Here is a 15,822-nt window from a genome sequence, read left to right on the forward strand (position 1 = left end):
GCCGGCATCAGAAATTCCAGCCGCCTCAGCCCGTCCCGCGCACATATCCCGCCAGCGCCACGGCATTGTTATGCGCCTCATCATGCGCGCCATAGAGCAGCGTCACCTTGCCGTGGCGAAGCAGGCCAAGCAATTCACCCACCGCCCCGCTATTCCCATCCAGCTCAACCCGGTACCGTTCCTGAAACTCCGCCCAGCGCTCGGGCTCATGTCCGAACCATTTGCGCAACTCGTCACTCGGCGCGATGTCCTTCAGCCACAGCGCCAGCGCGGCGTGTTCCTTGCTGACACCGCGCGGCCAGATGCGGTCGACCAGAACCCGCTGCCCGTCATCGGGCGCCGGTGGTTCGTAGATACGCTTGACCGCCAGGTCGAAGGTCATCGGACCCTCCGCAAGGGGTCAGGCCCACTCGCCCTTGCGCATGACAGGCACGCGCCTGCCGTCCTTGTGGAGGCCATCAATGTCGATCTTGTCCGAACCGATCATCCAGTCGATGTGGATGAAGCTCTTGTTGCCGCCGCGCGCCGCGATCTCGTCCTGGTTGAGCGAAGCGCCGTCGACGAAGCACTTCGAATAGCACTGGCCGAGCGCGATGTGGCAGGCGGCGTTCTCGTCGAACAGCGTGTTGAAGAACAACAGCCCGCTCGCCGAGATCGGCGAGGAATGCGGCACCAGCGCCACTTCGCCGAGGCGGCGTGCGCCTTCGTCGGTGTCGAGTACTTTCTTCAGCACGTCCTCGCCCTTCGACGCCTTGGCCTCGACGATCCTGCCCGCCTCGAAACGCACCGAGATGTTGTCGATCAGCGTGCCCTGGTAGGACAGCGGCTTGGTCGAGGAGACATGACCCTCGACACGCCTTGCATGCGGCGTGGTGAAGACCTCTTCGGTCGGGATGTTGGGATTGCAGGTGATGCCGTTCTTGGCGGTCGAGGCGCCGCCCATCCATTCATGACCGTCCGCCAGGCCGACGGTCAGGTCGGTGCCTGGTCCGGTGAAGTGCAGCGCATGGAAATTATGACCGTTGAGCCATTCGGTGCGGCTGCGCAGCGCTGCGTTATGCGCCTTCCAGTTGCCGATCGGATCCTCAACATCCACGCGCGAGGCGGCGAAGATGGCATCGGCGAGCTTCACGACCGCAACATCGTCGGCATCATCAGGAAAAACCTGTCTGGCCCAGGCGAGGTCCGGATAGGCGACGATGTTCCAGTTGATGTCGAAGCCGGTGATCTTTTCCAGCGCCGGTTGATAAGCCATCGAATTGGCCTTGTTGGCGCGCGCCACCTTCGCCGGATCCTGTGCCGACAGAAGCGACGGATCCTCGCCGCGCACGGCCAGCCTTGCCGCATTGTTGGAAAAGGCCTTCGCCATGCCTTCATAGAGCCAGCCGGCGGCGTGGTCGAAACTGGCATCGGCGCCGAAGCGGTAGCGGGCCAGCGTCATCTCGTCATCGTTGAAGATCGGTGTTACCAGCCCGGCGCCGGCCTTGTAGGCGTGCTCGACGATCCGCCTGGTCAGCGGCAGCGCCGCGATGGACGATGTCAGCACCAGATCCTGCCCCGGCTGCAATTGCAGCCCGACCTTGATGGCGACTTCCGCCAGCCTGTCGAGTTTCACCGGGTCGATCGATGCGGAAACGCCGCGCGAATGTGTGGTCATGATCCTGCCTGTCGTAGTTTGATATCCTCCTCACCATAGACCGGTGCCACGGTGCTTTCCACCGCGATCGCACCGGCGGGTTCGGCATTCGCGGACCCGAACTGCGCCATGGTTGCCTCGATCTCTTCCCTGATCCAGGCCTTGAAGTCGCGGACCTTGCGGCTTTCGGCCTTGGCAGAGGAGGTCACCAGCCAATAGCCGAGCCCGCTCTGGGCGCGGATTCCGAAAGGCGCCACCAGCCGCCCATCGGCGAGCGCATCGGCGGCGAGCAATTGCCAGCCCAGCATCACGCCATGGCCGGCAATCGCCGATTCCAGGCACAGCATAGGGTCGGTGAAACGCGCGCCTTTCAGGAAGGTGACAGGTGGAACGCCGGCTGTCTCGAACCAGCTTTCCCAGTTGATCATCGCCCGCTCGTCGGTGATCGCGCAGGTCTGGGCAAGGTCCTCGATCGACTTCAGTTTTCTGGCAATCACCGGTGCGCAGACCGGGAAGACTTCCTGCGCCAAGAGCAGTTCCGCCCGCCCGCCCGGCCATTTGCCGTCGCCGAGCCGGATGGCGATGTCGATGTCTGAATGATCGAGATTGGCCAGGCGCACCGAAGCGTCGATGCGCAGCAGTACGTCGGGATGCCGGGCGAAGTGGCGCGACAGTCGCGGCAAAAGCCACTTTGAGGCAAAGGCCGGCGCCACCGAAACCACCAAGGTGCACTGCGTTGCCTCGTCGGCCAGCGCCACGGCCTGGGCGAGCTCGCGGAAGCCAGCGCCGAGGCGGGCCGCGAAGACGGCGCCGAACTCGGTCAGCACGAGACCGCTCGCCGTTCGCTCGAACAGGGCCTGGCCGAGCTGCTTCTCGGTGCGGCTGATCTGCTGGCTGACAGCACTGACGGAAACGTTGAGCTCACCGGCCGCCGCCGCCAGCGATCCGAGACGGGCAACGGTTTCGACGGCGCGAAGGCCGTTGAGATGGACGCGGTTGAGCATAGCCATTTGAGTTTTTCTAAACCGATCCGGCTGAAATCTCAATTGTAAGAGATGTCGAAACGGCAGACCTTATCAGGGGAGACAGACCTGTGGAGCCGGAAATGCTAAGGATCTTGTCGTCGTCGCTGAAGGTCTTTTTCGCGAGCACGCCATATGAGCCGCGCCGGGAGAGCGAGATGCAGAGATGGCTGACCGATCCGCTTTCGCATCCCGTGCTGAACACCATGTCGGAACGCGAACTTGGCGACGTGCCGTTCAGGCTGACGGCACGGCGGACAGTGCACGAGACGGCGTCATTGCATGCCGGTTTCAGCGGGCGCTGCTGAGCGGGCGCTCAGCGTTCCGGCTTAAGGAAAGTTGAGGCGAGCGCCCCTGCTGCGGCCGCACTGGCCCAACAGATGGCGGATTGTTTCAGCGATCTCTGCACTTATTGTGCAGTGCAATGATATCAGCCACGTCAACAGCGCTGCGTTTCGCTTTCGCCGGCATGATTGCCATGGCGGTTGCCATGGGCATCGGCCGTTTCGTCTACACGCCGATCCTGCCCGGCATGATGCAGGAACTGCATCTGTCGCCGGCCGATGCCGGGTGGATCGCCTCCGCCAACTATCTTGGCTACCTCGTTGGCGCGCTGGCGGCGGCGGGCGGCTGGGCGCACGGGCGCGAGCGCCTGCTGATGCTGGCGGGGCTTGGCGCCAGTACGGTCCTGGCAGCCCTGATGGGGCTGACCGATGCGATGGCCGCCTTTCTCATCATCCGCTTTCTGGCCGGCCTGGCCAGCGCCTTCGTCATGGTGTTCATGGCCAGCATCGTTTTCAGCCATATAAACGCTGCCGGTCGCAGCGACCTCCAGGCGTGGCATTTCGGCGGCGTTGGCCTTGGCATCGCGATCTCGGCGGCGATGATGGCGGTGCTGGTCACCGAACATGCCGGCTGGGCGGCGGGCTGGCTGTGGTCGGCGGCAATTTCGGCCTGTGGTTTCGTACTCGTGGCGTTGTTGGTCAACGAGGGCCCGCTCGGCAATGGCGAAGTCGCCCGCGAGCCGGCACTGCGGATGGATCGGTCGTTGGTCAAGGTCATCATTGCCTATGGCCTGTTCGGCTTCGGCTATGTGGTGACGGCGACATTCCTGGTCGCCATCGTCCGGCAAGGCGGCGGCGGCCGAGTCTTCGAGGCCATGGTGTGGATGGTCGCCGGTCTTGCCGGATTTCCGTCGATTTGGCTGTGGCAGAAGATCGCTGCCCGGATCGGGCTCTATGCCGCCTATGCGCTGGCATGCTTCATCGAAGTTGTCGGTGTCACCGCTAGCGTCGCCATCGGCGGGCGTACCGGGCCGCTGCTTGGCGGCGTGCTGCTCGGCGGCACCTTCATCGCCATCACCGCCTTTGGCCTGCAGGCCGCCAGGCAGCAGGCGCCAAGTGCGCCGCGGCGGATCTTTGCCCTGATGACGGCAGCGTTCGGCCTTGGCCAGATCATCGGCCCGGTCGCCGCCGGGTTTCTGGCGCAAATGTCCGGCGATTTCTTCCTCGCCTCGATCACCGCCGCGGTCGTGCTGGTCGTCTCCGGCGCCATCACATGGTCGGCTGCGCCAAAATCGCCATGATTATGGGTTTGCTCGATGCGAGGCATCGGGCACGGGCATTTTCTTTCCCACTAATGTGTGACTTTATGCCCGCCAAACCCCGCTGATTTGCGCATAGATCGAGGAATTCCCCACAGTGTTCGTATCCTTCTTCCCGCAGCCGAAGCTGTTTTTCTCTTCGGTAGTCGTCTGGGTCCTTGCTGCGATTTTGTTCTGGTTCTTTGGCGGAGAACAACTTGGCGCCTTATTTGGATTACCTCCCGTAGCCGAAGGCGTCGACAAGATCATTGGCGTGTCACTCTTTTGGTCTAAGCCGTTTCTCTGGTTTTACATATATTTTGCTGCTGTCGTCCTCATTTTTTACGGCTTTTGGGCCTGGTACCGACCTCATCCATGGCGAAACTGGTCGATCCTTGGGACCTCACTGATCCTCTTTGTCATATACTACCAGGTGCAGGTAAACGTCGCTTTCAACGACTGGTATGGTCCGTTCTACGATCTCATTCAGAAGGCTTTGGGCACACCGTTCTCTACTACGCCGGGGGATTTCTATAGCCAGTTGGCGACAATCATGTGGATTGCGCTTCTGGCGGTCACGGTAGGGGCCCTCAACCGATTTTTTGTAAGCCACTGGATATTTCGTTGGCGCACCGCAATGAACGAATACTATATGGCCAACTGGGAAAGATTGAGAAACATCGAGGGTGCGTCCCAGCGCGTTCAAGAAGACACGATGCGCTTCTCGACCACGATGGAGGATCTGGGTGTAAGCCTGGTCGGGTCCGTCATGACCCTGATAGCGTTCCTTCCTGTGCTGCTACATCTCTCTCAGAACGTCACGGAGCTGCCGATTGTCGGCACTGTGCCTTACTCCCTGGTCGTGGTGGCAATCCTTTGGTCGCTCTTCGGGACCACTTTCCTGGCGTTGGTCGGAATCAAGTTGCCGGGGCTCGAATTCCGCACGCAGCGTGTCGAGGCGGCTTACCGCAAAGAACTTGTCTATGGCGAAGATGATGTAGGTCGCGCACAGCCGCCAACTGTTGCCGAGCTTTTTCGAAACGTAAGGAAGAATTATTTTCTCAAGTATTTCCATTATTTGTATTTCAACGTAGCCAGAATATTCTACCTTCAGATAGACAATATATTTCCATACATTGTTCTTGTTCCCACGATGGTCGCAGGAAAGATCAAGCTCGGTGCTCTGAACCAGATTCTCAATTCCTTTGATCAGGTCCGCTCGTCGTTTCAGTATCTGGTCAATTCCTGGCCGACCATTGTCGAGCTGATCTCGATCTACAAGCGTCTGCGTGCTTTCGAGGCGACGATTCATGGCGAGCCGCTTCCTGAGATTGACCGCCGCTTCGTAGAGCGCCAGGCACAGGAAGCCGATCCGGCGTAACTGTTAGGGGGAATGAGGGTACAACCGGGTTGGCGGCTCAGCCGCCGACCGAAGCCTGCTTCTGGGCAGCATCCTGGCGCGATACATAGTCGCGATAACTGATGCATTCGACATCGGCCTTGACGCAGACGTCGCCGGCAAAGCGCTCCAGCGCGTTCCAGTAGGCGCCGTCATTCATCAGCGCGAAGTGGAAGCCGAGTTCCAGCGGAATGCGCTTTCCCGCATATTGCCTGTCGAAGGCGGCGCGGAAGGCATCATAGGTCCGGTTCGCGAACTCGTCCGCCTTGCTTGGCCGCTCGAAGCCGCCGGAATGGCGGACATAGAGATTGTAGTCCATGGCGATCACCGGCCGTGACTTCGGTCCCTCCGGAATCTGCGGCAGCGAAAAGTGCATGATGCCATTGCCGGCCGTCGGTCGGGCAGGGCCCTGCGAGACGCCGCTCGCGTCGAACTGATAGCCGGCTGTCGGCAGCGCTTCGTAAAGCGTCTTGCCAGTCGACAGATACGGCGCGCGGAAACCGACCACCGCATGCCGCGCGAAATCGCGCCAGCCCTTTGGCTCGGGCGCAATGCCGTTGATCCCATAGGCGTTCTGGAGAATGTGCTCGAACGAACTGAACTCTTTCAGCCAGTCGGCCTTGCTCCAGTCCTTGCCGTCAAAATGGCCGCAGCCATGGCTGGCGATATCGTGGCCTTCATGCGCGGCAAGGCCGATCTGCTCGAGCCGCTCGGTGACTTCCTGCTTCGAGGCGGCAAAGCCGATGTTGGATTTGCCGGCGCTTTTGCCGGGCGCGGTGTATTCCTTGCGTGTCTCCGGCGACAGCAGGAAGACGCAGGAGAGAAAGTAGGTGAAATGCGCGCCGGTGCGCTGCGCCAGCGCCCGGCTACGCTTCCACTGCGAAATGTCGCGGGCGCTGTCGAACGAGATGATGACGACCTGTTTCGGCTTGGCCGGCGCTGGTGGCGCGGGCGGATCGGCCAAAGCGCCGCCGGCAGTGGCGAGCGAGGTGAGGGAAAACACAAGAACACGCAACGGACGGTACATCGGCAATCTGATCTGCATTCTGGGGGACGTCTTGAAGCCGGCTATCGCCTAAATGTGGCGTGGGTGCGATTGGCCTTTTCGGTGGCTTGCCTCGGGAATAGGCGATTTTCCGGTCGAACCCCTTCCATGCCGACAAAATTTCGCTAAAACGCGGGCTGACAAAGGCCCGACCGGGCAGGAATGGTTTTGATCGATGTCGGACGACAGTTTTATTCGTGAAGTCAATGACGAGATTCGTCGCGAACAGGCGCAGGCGCTGTGGGACCGTTTTGGTCCCGCTTTGATTGTCATTGCGATTCTCGTGGTGCTCGGCACCGCCGCCTTCGTCGGCTATCGCTATTGGGACGAGACGCGCGCCAATCGTTCGGGCGATGCGTTCTCGCAGGCGCTGAAGCTTGCCAATGACGGCAAGAACGATGAAGCGCTGACCGCACTGGATCAGTTGGAGAAGGATGGCTACGGCGCCTATCCGTTGCTCGCCCGCATGCGCGGCGCGACCGTCAAGGCGGACAAGGGCGATATCGACGCCGCCGTCAAGGATTTCGACGAGGTCGCCGCCGACACGGCCATTCCCCAGGGCATTCGCGACATGGCGCGGCTGCGGGCAGCGCTCCTGCTTGTCGACCATGGCTCCTTCGCCGACGTCTCCAGCCGTGTCGAAGCGCTCACATCCGACACCAACACGCTGCGCCATACGGCGCGCGAGGCACTCGGCCTTTCCGCCTGGAAGGAAGGCAAGGCCCAGGATGCGCTAAAACTGTTCGACCAGATCGCCGCCGATGACGGCGCCCCGCGCAACACCCGCGAGCGCGCAACGTTGATGTCCGAGCTGATCCGCGGGTCGGGCAGTGCGTCGTGACCTTCAAAGTCGCCATCATCGGCAGACCTAACGTCGGCAAATCGACTCTTTTCAATCGGCTGGTGGGAAGGAAGCTGGCGCTTGTCGACGACACGCCGGGTGTCACCCGCGACCGTCGCGTCCATGCCGCCAAGCTTTACGACCTGCATTTCGATGTCATCGACACCGCCGGCTTCGAGGACGCGGGCGCCTCGACCTTGCCCGGCCGCATGCGCGCGCAGACCGAGATCGCCATCCGCGAGGCCGACCTGATCTTCTTCACCATCGACGCCAAGTCCGGGCTGTTGCCTGACGACAGGACCTTCGCAGAGATCGTGCGCAAGTCCGGCAAGCCGGTGGTGCTGGTCGCCAACAAGGCCGAGGCGAAGGGCGCCCAGGGCGGCATGCTGGAGGCCTGGGAACTCGGCCTTGGCGAGCCGATCCCGGTTTCGGCCGAGCATGGCCAGGGCATGCCGGACCTGCGCGATGCCGTGATCGGCGCGCTCGGCGAAGCGCGTGCTTTCGGCGAAGAAGAAGATGGCGAAGACGAAGAAGTCGCTGCCGGCGAGGTTCTGATCGGCGAGGATATCGCCGATCCGGATGCCGAGCACACCTATGACGATACCAAGCCGATGCGCATCGCCGTCGTCGGCCGTCCCAATGCCGGTAAGTCGACGCTGATCAACGCGCTGATCGGCGAAGAACGGCTGCTCACCGGACCGGAAGCCGGCATCACCCGTGATTCCATCTCGGTCGACTGGGATTGGCATGGCCGCCGTCTGAAACTGTTCGATACGGCCGGCATGCGCCGCAAGGCCAGGATCCACGAAAAGCTGGAAGTGATGTCGGTGCAGGACGGCCTGCGCGCCATCCGCTTCGCCGAGATCGTCATCATCGTCCTCGATGCCACCATTCCGTTCGAGAAGCAGGATCTGCAGATCGCCGACCTGATCATCAGGGAAGGCCGGGCGCCGGTGATCGCCTTCAACAAATGGGATCTGATCGACCATCCCCAGGAGCTTCTGGCCGAACTGCGCGAGAAGACGGAACGGCTTCTTCCCCAGGCGCGGGGCCTCCAGGCGGTACCCGTCTCCGGCGAGACCGGGCGCGGCCTCGACAAGCTGATGGATGCCGTCATCAGGACCCACAAAGTGTGGAACAGCCGCGTCTCGACCGGCAAGCTCAACCGCTGGCTGGAAGGCATCCTGGCGCACCACCCGCCGCCTGCCGTGGCCGGGCGCCGGCTGAAGGTCAAATACGTCACCCAGGCCAAGACCCGGCCGCCGGGTTTCGTCGTCCAGTGCTCGCGGCCCGATGCGATGCCGCAATCCTATGTCCGCTATCTCTCCAACAGCCTCCGCGAAGCTTTCGACATGCCCGGCGTGCCGATCCGCATTGCGTTGCGCACGTCGGACAATCCCTTCGCCGGCAGGTCCAAGAAACGCAGCTGATCATCGGCGCCCTCTTGGCGCAGCATGATCACGCCACGGCGCGCAGGCCGCTGTCGCTGGCCCGCGCATTTTCAGGCAGTGCTTGCCGCGCGGCGTCCAGCAGGATGTCGGCGAGGCGGGCCGCCACCGGCTCGGCCTCGGCGTCCTTGCGATGCAGGAACAACGCCATCTTGGGCAGGGCGGGCAGTCCGGCGATCTCAGGCGTTATCGCGCTGACGCTGGCCGGCAGGCCGATGTCGGTCCGGATCGTCAGCCCCAGCCCTGCCGCAACCGCTGCCCAGATACCGCCAAGGCTCGGACTGGAAAAGGCCATCCGCCACGACAGGCCGGCGCGGTCGAGCGTTTCGGTTGCCACTGTGCGCAAAAGGCATGGCGCCTCGAGCGCCACCAGCGGCAGTGGCTCACCGTGGCGCAGGCTGGTCTCGATGCGCTTTGCCGGGCCGATCCAGCGCATCTGCACATCGGCGACATGCTGGCTGTAGGGCAGCGTCTCGCCATTGTGCCAGGCGAGCGCGATGTCGAGACTGCCTGACAGGATCCGTTCGGCGAGTTCGTGGCTGCGTGCGATCCTGGCTTCGATCTTGACCTTGGGGTGCGCCCGGGCGAAGCGGCCGAGCACGTCCGGCAGCACCGCCTCGCCGAAATCCTCCTGCAGGCCGAGCCTTACCCAGCCTTCCAGCTCGACATCGTGGATGGCGGATGCCGCTTCGTCATTGAGCTCGATCAGCCGGCGCGCATAGCCGAGCATGGTCTCGCCGGCCTCGGTCAAGGCGAGGCCGCGTCCCGATTTGCGGAAGATCGGCGTCGCCGCCTGTTCCTCCAGTTTCTTCAACTGCGCGCTGACCGCCGACGTCGACCGGCCAAGCCGGTCGGCAGCCTTGGCAAAGCTGCCCAGCTCCATGCCGGTGACGAAACTGCGGAGGACGTCGAGGTCGAATGTCACGCGTCGCATATTATTAGTCCTGTTTTTCAGGATAGTAAGTTTAAAACTTCCTGATTTTAAGGATGAATCTGTAGCGCTAGAGACAGACCGTCAAGGCCAGACCGCTGGCCCATCACGGGAATGAAATCATGTCCGCCATCGTCAATTGCACCGACCGACAGCCGCCGGAACTCCTGGAAGATACCGCTGCTGGTTCGGTCCAGAGGGCATTCAAGCCCGGTCATCGCTGGAAGGTCCTGGGCATCGGCGTTGCCGCCAATGCCAGCTTCTCGGCCACTTTCTCCGGCATACCGGCAACGGCAGTCGTGCTTCGTCAGGGCTATCATTTGGGCAATGCGGAGCTCGGCCTGGCGCTCGGCCTTCTCGGGCTGGGGGTCGCGCTTAGCGAACTGCCCTGGGGCTTGCTCACCGATCGCTGGGGTGATCGCCGTGTGCTTTTGATCGGGCTCGGCGCAACGGCGGCGTGGCTCCTAGTCATGGCAATGCTGGTCGTGCCGACAAGGACCGGTATTCCCGATGTCACGCTGCTCTCCGCGAGCCTGCTCATCACCGGACTGCTCGGCGGCAGCGTCAACGGTTCGAGCGGCCGCGCCATCATGGGCTGGTTCCGGGAAAACGAGCGTGGCTTTGCCATGAGCATCAGGCAGACGGCGGTGCCGCTTGGCGGCGGCCTTGGCGCGCTCGTCCTGCCCTCGCTTGCCCTGGCTTTCGGCTTTGGCGCGGTGTTCGGGGTTCTGGCCGGTGCATCCGCACTCTCTGCCCTGTTCGCGTGGCGCTGGCTGCACGAGCCGCCGACGGCGGGCGAGGGCCATCTCGCTTCGGCGATCACCGGACCGGCGCCGCTGCGTAACATCGAGGTCTGGCGTATCGCGACCGCCATCGGCCTGCTCTGCTTTCCGCAAGTGGCGGTGCTCACCTTCGCCTCCGTGTTCCTGCATGACTTTGTCGGATTGGGAACGGCAGCAATCAGCGGGAGCCTCGCCGCTGTGCAGATCGGCGCCATGGTCATGCGCATTTGGAGCGGCCGCTTCACCGACCATCACGGCAACCGCCGTCAGTTCCTTCGCTTGTGTAGTGCGCTCAGCGCGCTTGCCTTCTTGGTGCTTTGGCTGCTGGTTCTGGCGGGTCCCGCCATACCGGGCGGACAGTTCTTCCTGATGGCTGTCCTTCCCGTCGTGCTGATTATCGCGGGCATCTCGGTCTCCGCCTGGCACGGCGTCGCCTATACCGAGCTTGCCACGCTTGCCGGCGCCGGCCATGTCGGAACCGCGCTCAGCCTTGCCAACAGCTTCGTTTTCGTCGGTTTCTTCCTGGTGCCGGTGGCCATTCCGGGGCTCTTGCACCTCTGGTCATGGTCCGGCGTCTGGCTGGCGGCCGCCATCTGCCCGCTGATTGCCTGGCCGATCTTCCTGCGCCCGGCCTGAGTTCACATGCCGGCCGCAAAACCGCCTGACTTCGGAACCAACACCTCGAGCCGACCGAGAAAACCCGATCGAACCCGTTAACGTCCCATCAAGGTTAATGCATCATTTTGCTCTCCAGTGGGGTCTGTAGCGTTCCTGGAGAGAGTTCCGTGCATCGACGTGTGTTGAAGCGGCTGATTGCCGCCGCCGGTGAGAGAAAACGTGGCTTTCTGACTCCGTTCGTCATCGGTCTCGGCATCTGGATCGGCTTTCCGACCGTCGCCGCCTACCAGGACATGACGAGCCTCGTTTCCGGCCTTGAAGCATCGAGCACGCGCTGGAATTCCTATGTCGAGAAATCCGTCGCCGGCTCGACCCATGCGGCCGAGATGCCCTTCATCGATTCCGATGTCACCGGCTCCATCTCCGGATCGGGTATCCACCTGGCCGGCGTCGGCAGCGTGTCGTTTCGCGGCAAGGGCGGCAAGGTCAGCGGCACGCCCGATGAGGATCGCGTCGTGCGCGCCGAGAAGAAGGGGCGCATCGTCCAGATGTCTCCCGTGGCACCGCCGAAGAACTTCAATGCCGGCTCGATCTTCGAGCGCACCTCCTCCTTGCTTCGGCCCAGCATGGACAGCGGCCTGAAGATGGCCTTCGCCAAGCCGCAGATCAAAGGCAAGGAAATCCAGATCGCCGCGGCATTCCATGCGCGTGAGGACAGGAAGCCGGATCCCGGCGTGCCGGCCATGCTCGTTTCGCTGGTCAACAATGACCATCCGGATGTGCTGGCGACCGCCTATGCGCAGTCCGAGCCCGACTATGCCAAGGCATCGCCCTTTGAAGCCCTGCTTCAGGACGAGCAGCCCAATGACGGCCGCTTCATTCCGCCGATGACCAAGGGCGATCATTCGTGGATCCAGAACCCGCTGCCGGCGAGTGTCTTCTCCAAGAAGGAGCAGGCATGTCTTGCCAACGGCATCTATTTCGAGGCGAGGAGCGAATCCGTGCGCGGTCAGGCCGCCGTCGCCCAGGTCATCCTCAATCGCGTCCGCAACCCGGCCTATCCGAATTCGATCTGCGGCGTCGTCTACCAGAACGACAGCTGGTTCAACCGTTGCCAGTTCTCCTTCGCCTGCGACGGCAGGAAGAAGCGCATCGACAGCCCTGTCGCCTACAAGACCGCCCAGGATATCGCCATGGCCGTCACCGCCGGCAAGATCTTCATCCCGGAGGTCGGATCGTCGACCCACTACTACGCCCAATATGTCCATCCCGTCTGGGCGCGCACGATGCAGAAGATGACCAAGATCGGCCTGCATATCTTCTATCGTACCTATGGCGGCGGCTGGAGCTGAGCGCGCAACAGCCGCTGATCTTCGGCGCGGCGCGCGGTCGATCGAAGAGCCATTGCCAGGGGGATTCGCGCCATGCATCCCCGTCATCGCGGCGGGCACGATGTCGCACCTTTCTAATCCATTGATTTTGTTGCATAAAATACATGGCAATGAACTTCCGCCCGTGGCTTGACGGGCGCAAACCCTCTAACTATGTTGCCGGCGACTTTAGAAGCGGACGGACGGTGACGGTCTGACCGGGCAGGGGGGTTGCGATGGCCGACAAGAATGGGCCACACGGAACCGGAGAAACCGGCCGCGGCAAGCAGCATGAGCCCGACATCCGCGACGACGATCTTGAGCGCCGCCGGCGTGACCTTGAAGCTTCGCTTGCGACAAGGCGGCCGGACCGGCTCGAGGGGAAAGACGACGCGAAAGCGGGCAGTGTGGCCGGATATGGCCAGGCGCTCAAACTCTCCAGCGAGTTTATCGCCGGGGTCGTGGTGGGTGCCGGCATCGGCTGGATCATCGACCGTCTGGCGGGGACATCGCCATGGGGTCTGATTGTGTTTTTGCTGCTTGGCTTTGGCGCCGGAGTGCTCAATGTGATGCGTTCCGCCGGCGTTGTGGCAGAATTCGGACAGGGCGATAAATCGCGTCCTGGCCAGGACGACAAGAAATGACCGCGCTTCATGTGCGGTAATGCTAACGAGGCCGTACGCGGCATTGACGGGGTTTGAACGTGGCAGCTGACAAGGTCGATCCGATCCACCAGTTCCATATCAACAAGCTGATTCCGATCGACATCGGCGGCTACGACCTGTCTTTCACCAATTCGGCGCTGTTCATGGTCACAACCGTGGTCGTCGCGGCTGCCTTTCTGTTTCTCACGACCTCGAGCCGCAGCCTGGTTCCCGGCCGCCTTCAGTCGGTCTCCGAGATGGCCTATGAGTTTGTCGGCAACATGTTGCGCGACGCCGCCGGCACGCAAGGCATGAAGTTCTTCCCTCTAGTGTTCTCGCTGTTCATGTTCGTGCTGGTCGCCAACCTGCTCGGCCTGTTCCCGTATTTCTTCACCATCACCAGCCACATCATCGTCACCTTCGGCCTTGCCGTATTGGTGATCGCAACCGTGGTCATCTACGGCTTCATGAAGCATGGTTTCGGTTTCCTGAAGCTGTTCGTGCCGCATGGCGTGCCGGTGTTCCTGCTGCCGCTGGTGGTGCTGATCGAGGTGATCTCCTTCGTGTCGCGCCCGGTCAGCCTCTCGGTTCGTCTGTTCGCCAACATGCTCGCCGGCCACATCACGCTGAAGGTGTTCTCCGGCTTCGTCGTCAGCCTGAGCGCGCTCGGCGCGGTTGGCGTCGCCGGCTCGATCCTGCCGCTGGCCATGGCCGTGGCGCTGACGGCACTGGAACTGCTGGTCGCCTTCCTGCAGGCCTACGTCTTTGCCGTGTTGACCTGCATGTACCTCAACGACGCCCTGCACCCCGGGCACTAGGCCCAAGAGTTTCCGGCCCAAGAGTTTCCAACATTGGCGCCGGATGGAATCGCAACGGAATTTTAGATCCAAAGGAGTTGAACAAATGGACGCAGAAGCAGCAAAGTACATCGGCGCCGGCATCGCTTGCCTGGGCATGGGTGGCGCGGGCATTGGCCTCGGCAACATCTTCGGCAGCTACCTGGCGGGCGCGCTGCGCAACCCGTCGGCTGCTGATGGCCAGTTCGGCCGTCTGATCTTCGGCTTCGCCGTGACCGAAGCTCTGGGCATCTTCTCGCTTCTCATCGCGCTTCTGGCCCTGTTCGGCTGAGCACTCGGGAAGATTGGACAGGCCGGCCGCGCAAGCGGCGGGCCTGAATTTCGGGGATAGTCCATGTTCGTGACATCTGCCTTTGCGCAAGAGTCCGCGCCATCAGCCGATACCAGCCACGCTGCGACGGAAGGCGACACGCATTCCGGCACCAGCGTGCCTGCTGAAGCGCATGGCACGTTTCCGCCATTCGATCCGGCGACGTTCCCGTCGCAGCTTCTGTGGCTGGCGATCACTTTCGGGCTGTTCTATCTCTTCCTGAAGCGGGTTGTGATGCCGCGCGTCGGGGGCATCATCGATGTCCGCAACGATCGCATCACGCAGGATCTCGACCAGGCAGCCAAGTTGAAGGGCGAGGCCGACGCCGCCGTTGCTGCCTACGAGCAGGAACTGGCGGAAGCCAAGACCAAGGCCAACGCGATCGGCCAGCAGGCTAACGATGCGGCCAAGGCCGAGGCCGAGACCGCACGCAAGAAGGTCGAGGCCGCGCTCGACGCGAAGCTTGGCGAGGCCGAAGCCCGCATTTCTTCCATTAAGGCCAATGCCATGAAGGAAGTCGGCAGCATCGCCGAGGACACCGCTTCGGCGATCGTCGAGGCCCTGGTCGGCGGCAAGACCAGCAAGGCCGAGATCGCGGCCGCGGTCAAATCCGTGGCCCGGTGAGGAGCGCATCATGGATTACACATCTCTCGCGACGCTCTGGGCCACGATAGCCCTCATCATTTTCCTGGGCGTTGCCGTCTACATCAAGGTGCCTGGCATGATCGCCAAGGCGCTCGACGCCCGCGCCGACAGGATCAGCAATGAGCTGGACGAAGCGCGCCGGCTGCGCGAGGAGGCCCAGCAATTGCTCGGCCAGTACCAGCGCAAGCGCAAGGAAGCCGAGCAGGAGGCCGCCGACATCGTCGCCGCCGCCAAGCGCGAAGCCGACATGCTTGCCGCGGACGCGCACAAGAAGACCGAGGACTATGTCGTCAGGCGCACCGCGCTTGCCGAACAGAAGATCGGCCAGGCCGAGCGTGACGCCATCAGCGAAGTCCGCGCCAGCGCCGTCGACATAGCCGTCGAGGCAGCGCGCACGCTGCTTGCCGGCAAGATCGACGCCAAGGCGGGTGCCGACCTGTTCAAGGCTTCGCTCGCGGACGTGAAGTCGAAGCTGAACTAGACGGTCCAACCGACCTGATGATCGAAAGCCGCCCGGGCAACCTGGCAGCTTTTTTGTTGTGGCGCTGAAGCTGCCAATCTCCCCCCTCGTGGGGGAGATGCCCGGCAGGGCAGAGGGGGGCGCGAAGGAACGCCAACCTTTGTTGTCTTGCGATCTACCGGGACAAGCCCGAGGGCGTGATTGCAATGGATTGAGAGGCCGGCGGGACAGC

At 62.6% G+C, this 15,822-nt stretch carries 17 protein-coding genes; 12 read left to right on the forward strand and 5 right to left on the reverse strand.

All coding sequences use genetic code 11. The features are described from left to right. Positions 1-25: 25 nt before the first annotated feature. Genes FCU66_RS28140 through FCU66_RS28150 form a run of 3 tightly spaced genes read right to left on the reverse strand, consistent with a single transcriptional unit; the run spans position 26 to position 2,646 of the window. Positions 26-382, reverse strand: a complete 357-nt coding sequence (locus FCU66_RS28140; RefSeq protein ID WP_136621601.1) for a DUF488 domain-containing protein — start codon at positions 380-382, stop codon at positions 26-28. 18 nt (positions 383-400) lie between these two features. Then, entirely contained in the window at positions 401-1,657 is a 1,257-nt protein-coding gene (locus tag FCU66_RS28145) for an aminopeptidase (RefSeq protein WP_136621600.1), read from the reverse strand. Beyond that, a complete protein-coding gene (locus FCU66_RS28150) occupies positions 1,654-2,646 on the reverse strand; it encodes a LysR substrate-binding domain-containing protein (protein WP_136621599.1) in 993 nt (330 codons plus the stop codon). The genes FCU66_RS28145 and FCU66_RS28150 overlap by 4 nt, the downstream gene beginning before the upstream one ends. A 170-nt stretch (positions 2,647-2,816) precedes the next feature. Between FCU66_RS28150 and FCU66_RS28155 the strand changes: the two genes are divergently transcribed. The 3 genes from FCU66_RS28155 to sbmA all read left to right on the forward strand — a co-directional run bounded on the left by FCU66_RS28155 (position 2,817) and on the right by sbmA (position 5,621). Beyond that, positions 2,817-2,966 (forward strand): hypothetical protein, encoded by a 150-nt coding sequence (locus tag FCU66_RS28155; protein ID WP_425462873.1) that lies wholly within the window; start codon positions 2,817-2,819, stop codon positions 2,964-2,966. A gap of 116 nt (positions 2,967-3,082) precedes the next feature. Next, entirely contained in the window at positions 3,083-4,243 is a 1,161-nt protein-coding gene (locus FCU66_RS28160; RefSeq protein ID WP_136621597.1) for a YbfB/YjiJ family MFS transporter, read from the forward strand. A 115-nt stretch (positions 4,244-4,358) separates the two neighbouring features. Further along, positions 4,359-5,621 carry a peptide antibiotic transporter SbmA gene (gene sbmA, locus FCU66_RS28165; protein WP_136621596.1) on the forward strand — a complete coding sequence of 421 codons (1,263 nt, stop codon included), beginning with the start codon at positions 4,359-4,361 and terminating at the stop codon, positions 5,619-5,621. A 37-nt stretch (positions 5,622-5,658) separates the two neighbouring features. Here the strand turns inward: sbmA and FCU66_RS28170 are convergent, their stop codons facing one another. Continuing rightward, positions 5,659-6,678 carry a polysaccharide deacetylase family protein gene (locus FCU66_RS28170; protein ID WP_425462874.1) on the reverse strand — a complete coding sequence of 340 codons (1,020 nt, stop codon included), beginning with the start codon at positions 6,676-6,678 and terminating at the stop codon, positions 5,659-5,661. A 181-nt stretch (positions 6,679-6,859) separates the two neighbouring features. Here FCU66_RS28170 and FCU66_RS28175 point away from each other — a divergent pair, with 181 nt between their 5' ends. Next, the gene (locus FCU66_RS28175) at positions 6,860-7,525 is read left to right on the forward strand and encodes a tetratricopeptide repeat protein (RefSeq protein ID WP_136621595.1); all 666 of its coding nucleotides are present in this window, start codon (positions 6,860-6,862) and stop codon (positions 7,523-7,525) included. Beyond that, entirely contained in the window at positions 7,522-8,955 is a 1,434-nt protein-coding gene (der, locus tag FCU66_RS28180) for a ribosome biogenesis GTPase Der (RefSeq protein ID WP_136621594.1), read from the forward strand. Before FCU66_RS28175 ends, der begins: the two co-directional genes overlap by 4 nt. A 28-nt stretch (positions 8,956-8,983) precedes the next feature. Here der and FCU66_RS28185 read toward each other — a convergent pair whose 3' ends face one another. Then, positions 8,984-9,907, reverse strand: coding sequence for a LysR substrate-binding domain-containing protein (locus tag FCU66_RS28185; protein WP_136621593.1), 924 nt, complete (start codon positions 9,905-9,907; stop codon positions 8,984-8,986). 119 nt (positions 9,908-10,026) lie between these two features. On the opposite strand from FCU66_RS28185, the gene FCU66_RS28190 reads away from it, so the two are divergent. The 7 genes from FCU66_RS28190 (at position 10,027) to FCU66_RS28220 (ending at position 15,611) form a co-directional block, all read left to right on the forward strand. After that, positions 10,027-11,322, forward strand: coding sequence for an MFS transporter (locus FCU66_RS28190; RefSeq protein ID WP_136621592.1), 1,296 nt, complete (start codon positions 10,027-10,029; stop codon positions 11,320-11,322). Between the two features lie 149 nt (positions 11,323-11,471). Beyond that, positions 11,472-12,656, forward strand: coding sequence for a cell wall hydrolase (locus tag FCU66_RS28195; protein WP_136621591.1), 1,185 nt, complete (start codon positions 11,472-11,474; stop codon positions 12,654-12,656). A 254-nt stretch (positions 12,657-12,910) separates the two neighbouring features. After that, positions 12,911-13,318: an AtpZ/AtpI family protein gene (locus FCU66_RS28200; RefSeq protein ID WP_136621590.1), complete on the forward strand. Its 408-nt coding sequence runs from the start codon at positions 12,911-12,913 to the stop codon at positions 13,316-13,318. A 59-nt stretch (positions 13,319-13,377) separates the two neighbouring features. Then, positions 13,378-14,136 carry a F0F1 ATP synthase subunit A gene (locus tag FCU66_RS28205; RefSeq protein WP_126068359.1) on the forward strand — a complete coding sequence of 253 codons (759 nt, stop codon included), beginning with the start codon at positions 13,378-13,380 and terminating at the stop codon, positions 14,134-14,136. An 85-nt stretch (positions 14,137-14,221) separates the two neighbouring features. Then, positions 14,222-14,446, forward strand: a complete 225-nt coding sequence (locus FCU66_RS28210) for a F0F1 ATP synthase subunit C (protein WP_006206606.1) — start codon at positions 14,222-14,224, stop codon at positions 14,444-14,446. 63 nt (positions 14,447-14,509) lie between these two features. Then, positions 14,510-15,109, forward strand: a complete 600-nt coding sequence (locus tag FCU66_RS28215; RefSeq protein WP_136621589.1) for a F0F1 ATP synthase subunit B — start codon at positions 14,510-14,512, stop codon at positions 15,107-15,109. A 10-nt stretch (positions 15,110-15,119) separates the two neighbouring features. Beyond that, the gene (locus FCU66_RS28220) at positions 15,120-15,611 is read left to right on the forward strand and encodes a F0F1 ATP synthase subunit B (RefSeq protein ID WP_136621588.1); all 492 of its coding nucleotides are present in this window, start codon (positions 15,120-15,122) and stop codon (positions 15,609-15,611) included. The last annotated feature ends 211 nt before the right edge of the window (positions 15,612-15,822 follow it).

The organism is Mesorhizobium norvegicum (assembly GCF_004919685.1).
Lineage (GTDB): Bacteria > Pseudomonadota > Alphaproteobacteria > Rhizobiales > Rhizobiaceae > Mesorhizobium > Mesorhizobium norvegicum.